Here is a 4,790-nt window from a genome sequence, read left to right as displayed (position 1 = left end):
AGAATTTCTCAAGGCTATTTTTTTAGGGTATTGTCATCGTTACGTCTTCTACTTGTTAACAAATTGTTAAATCAACTATTTAGTACAACATTGGCATAAAAATAGACGTTACACTAGTAATTCATAATTTAGGTTAATAATTGGTTAGTTAAAAAGTCTGGAGCTCCCCGCTTCAGACTTTTTTTTATACTTAATTCATTAATAAATTTCAATAATTACCTATTACTGTTAAAAATTTGTTAAATCATAATATAGCCACAATATTGGCATAAATATAGACGTTATACTAGTAATTCATAATTTAGGTTAATAATTGGTTAGTTAAAAAAGTCTGAAGCTCCCCGCTTCAGACTTTTTTCATTTATTAACTATAATGTTTCGTTTAGCCAACCAAAGAATTCACGTTGCCAGACTTGCGCATTGTGTCCCGAAAGTACCCAGTGATTTTCATCTGGCATATACACAAATCTACTTTTAATACCTTTCAATTGTGCCACTTGAAAAGCTTCTTGTCCTTGGCCAACGGGTACACGGTAATCTTTACCTCCTTGGAAAATTAGAATTGGCGTATTCCATTTATCGATATGTTTGATCGGGTTGAAATCTTGATAAGTTTTTGCATTAGCTTTATCCCAATAAGGACCTCCTAAATCATAATTCGCAAAGAATAACTCTTCAGTCGTTCCGTACCAAGATTCCATATTAAACAAACCACAGTGTGAAATAAACGTTTTGAAACGACCTTCATGCACCCCAGCCAACATAAATACGGAATAACCTCCGTAACTTGCACCAATCGCTCCGATACGATCATTGTCTACATATGATTCTTTTTTGAAATCATCAATAGCGGACAAATAATCCTGAATAGCTTGTCCACCCCAATCTTTGGAAATATCTTGGTTCCATTTAGTTCCCCATCCTGGCATACCTCGACGGTTTGGAAGAATCACGATATAACCTTGAGAAGCCATTAATTGGAAGTTCCAACGGTAAGAATAGCCTTGCGTAGTCGCTGATTGTGGACCTCCTTGACAGAATAATAAAGTTGGATATTTTTTGGTAGGATCAAAATCTGGCGGATAAATTACCCAAGAGAATAAATCAGCACCATCCGATGCCTTAGTAAAACGACCCTCTACTTTTGTTTCTTTCAATCCAGCATATTTTGCATCGTTTACAGATGTAATTTGTGTTAGGTTTTTATTTTTGAAATTGAACAAATAAACTTCAGTCGCTTGCGTCATCTTAGTAGAGGTAACAACTAACCCTTCTTTCGTCTCTCCCACTATCCCCGAAATATCAAATTGTCCTTGACTTAATTGTTGGATTTTTGGTAATGAGCGAACATTCAAATTAGCTGGAACGTCCACTTCAAATAACTGAACTGTTCCACGTGTAGGCGCAACAAAATAGATTTTCTTACCATCCTTACTCCAATAGAAAGCATTTACGGTCTCATCCCAATGGCTTGTCAAATTTAATTTTACACCTGATGCCAAATCTTGAATGATAATATCATTTTTGTCAGCTTCATACCCGTCAGTTTTCATGCTTAACCAAGAAAATCTTTTTCCATCAGGGCTGAATGTAGGATTAGTATCGTATCCTGACATGCCTTCTGTTAGATTTTTAGTTTGCTTGGTTGCTAAATCATATTGGTAAATATCTGTATTGGTACTTGTGGCATATTCTTTACCAAATTTCTTCTTGCAAACATATAGCACAGATTTGCTGTCAGGTGACCATGCAAAATCCTCCGCCCCACCAAAAGGTGCAGTTGGGCTATAGAAAGGTTGTCCTTCTAATAAATCTACTGCCTCACCAATTTTACCATTATCATATGTGGCAACAAATGGATGATTGAAACGTCCATCATTAAACGTATCCCAATGTCTATAATCCAGATCATCATAAATGTAGATATTGGATTTGGACAAATCTGCATATTTGTCTACACTATGATTTTTATTGATAAGCACTTGCTTACTGAATAGAATATGCTTTTTGTATGGGGAAATTTTGACATCGGATAAGCCTTCTTTTACATCTGTCAATTGCACAGCTGCACCACCTTTAAGATTTTTCTTCCAAAGTTGACCTTTGAACAAATAAATTACATCATCCGAAGATGTAATTTCTATTACCGTTTCACTACCTAAATCTGTAGTAAAAGGTTTGGCATCTCCACCTTTTAGGGGAATCGTAAACAAGTTTTTCTCCGACTTATTCTCTTCAAAAGAATAATTAGAAACTCCATAAACCAACACCGAACCATCGGCGCTAAGACCTTCAGCAGATACACGTCCTAACTTCCATAAGTCTTCGGCATTCATCGGTCTTTTGGCTAAATATTCATTTATTTTATTCGTCAACACAGATTTTTCAATCTTTTTCTCTGGTGCACGTTGCCCCATTGCTGATGCACTCATAAGTAGTAAAACTGTTAAAATAGAAACTCTATTCATCATCAAATATTTTTATATGCAAGATAGGAAAAAAGCTAAAGCCTATAAAATGGAAAAGGCATAAGAACGCGTTCTTATGCCTTTGGTTTAGATTAGATTTATTTCAATTATACTATATATTCTTTTTAGCAAAATCTATCATGCGAGATAGTTCATCTATAGCTTTCTCTTCATCGCCTGAAAAGCCTGAAGCTTGGAATCGAATATTACCTTTTTGATCAATAATGAATTTAGCTGGAATACCTTTCACATTGAATTTAGTCGCTACTTCACTTTGATTGGTAGTTTTGTTTTTCAAATCCATTAGTACCTCGAACGTATATCCGTTGGTTACCACATAGTCTTTCGCATCTTTCACAGGATCTTTCGCTGTATCCCAAGTATGAATGAATAAAAACTGTACTTCTTTATCAGCTTTAAATTTATTTACTGCCTTTTGCATCATAGGGAATGAAGCCTTACAAGGTCCACACCAAGTTGCCCAAAAGTCAAGCACCAAAACTTTACCTTTCAAATCTGCTAACTTAACAAGATTCCCGTCTACATCTTTCAATTCAAAATCAGGAGCCGGTTTATTGATAGCAGAATTCAAGATGGATGCTACGAAAGCATTATGTTTTTCTTTATTTAGGGAATCAATATACTTATCATATAAAGCTAAATCTTTATTTTTTGCTGTGTATGCCTTTTTCAAATGATATTCCAATTTTGGAAGTTTCTCATCATTTACATACGCTTTTTCTAAAGATTGGAAAATATCAGCATATCTTTCTGTCAACAAATGCGTATTCAACAATCTAGATTGCAAAAATGCAGGAAACTCTCTTTTCGAAGACAAAAATTCGTATTGAACCGTTTTCAAATATTGAAATGCTTCTTCGGATTTGTTATCACGGATTAGAATATCCGCATAGTGACCTATTACCTGATAATATCTTGCTTGATCCTCACGATTAGGCTGATTTTGTAATCTATCACGGTAATACGCCAAACAGTAATCCAAATAATGCATTGCTAATTTAGTATTCGTTCTCATCAAATTATTGATCAACATCGAATACATAGAAACCTTTGATATTGTATTATCAGAAGGCGTCTTAGCATTACGCATGTAATAATCCAAATAGGTATTCATCAAAGCTGTATCACCCTGAGCCGCAAAGCCTAAAGTCATAGAAAGCCCTTCCATACCTAAATCCAGAGAGGGATTAACTTGAAGAAGCTTTTGGTATGCTTCATTCTTTTCATTCAGATTTTTTAATGCAGCGATACGCGTCATCTCCAAATAGTAGGAAAAGATTCCTTTTGGAAATTTCTTCAGACCATTCTTTTTAACACGCGCTATCGACTCTTCGTCTTTTTGGCTTAAGTAATATTTATACGCATACACTAGATCTGCCTGCGATTTACTTTTTTCCAATGTGGATAACGCTTTTTGTAGCTGAGCGTCATCGTAGATATTGGACAATTCTCGCGTTTTGGCCATTATCTGTGCCTCAGTAATCTCTTGGGAGAAAGCAGGACTTGCCATCCCTATAAAGATGACAAGCACTGCATATTTTATAATATTCATTCAGGTAAGATTAGAATTTTTTAGATAAATGGATTACTTCACCTAAACCTTTGAATGAAGAATCAAACGTATTGTTGGTAAACCAACCCAATGTATTGATATTGAAGAAATATACTTCGCCCTCACCATTGTTCATTACACCGACAGCTAATGTTTTACCTACATTACCTGTAGATTTATCCATTACTAACGAGGTTACCTTAGCTGAACTTGGAAACTCGTAGATCAAAGAAGCATTATTATTTGGGATACTCGTGAAACTACTTACAGTAGGTAAAATAGTTTGTGTATCTCCTACTTGAGCAAAGTTGTTCGGATCAAAACGATAAACACCTTCTGTAGTGAAGTACAAAATACTCGCATAATTCTGTTGATTATTCAAGAAAGCATAGTATGTACGCAAAGCTTTACCTGAAAAAGATTTATTGTTTGCATCCTCAGCAGGTGCAGAGAATACTGTTTTATCTGTACGAATAAACGATAAACCGGCTTTATTGTTTTTATTGTGCGTTACAAACCATCCGCTATTGAAACCACTGTTTACTTTTAAGTTATACAACTTATTGAATTGCAATCCATTGCTTTTATCTGTAACAGTATACTGCAAATTATAGCTTCCAGGAGCCAAACCTACGGAGATTCTTAAATCACGATCTGTAGAAAGCAGGGTTGCTTTCTCATTGCTAAGGGCCTTCCATTCGTATTCAAACGTTGAATTGGAAGGTTTACTTTCTACAATATGTCTTGAT

The 4,790-nt window shown here is 35.1% G+C and carries 3 protein-coding genes; all 3 read right to left on the bottom strand.

What is annotated here, in order from left to right; genetic code table 11:
- Positions 1-368: 368 nt before the first annotated feature.
- A complete protein-coding gene (locus G5B32_RS16670) occupies positions 369-2,432 on the bottom strand; it encodes an alpha/beta hydrolase family protein (protein WP_240899086.1) in 2,064 nt (687 codons plus the stop codon).
- Between the two features lie 148 nt (positions 2,433-2,580).
- Positions 2,581-4,041, bottom strand: a complete 1,461-nt coding sequence (locus G5B32_RS16665; protein WP_165292624.1) for a TlpA family protein disulfide reductase — start codon at positions 4,039-4,041, stop codon at positions 2,581-2,583.
- Positions 4,042-4,051: 10 nt separating this feature from the next.
- On the bottom strand, positions 4,052-4,790 hold a 739-nt coding region (locus G5B32_RS16660), incomplete at its 5' end, for a PKD-like family lipoprotein (RefSeq protein WP_165292623.1).

Source organism: Sphingobacterium sp. SGL-16 (genome assembly GCF_011043515.1).
GTDB lineage: Bacteria > Bacteroidota > Bacteroidia > Sphingobacteriales > Sphingobacteriaceae > Sphingobacterium > Sphingobacterium litopenaei.
Note: the sequence above shows the minus strand (reverse complement) of the source record. Positions and strands in the feature narration are given on the sequence as shown.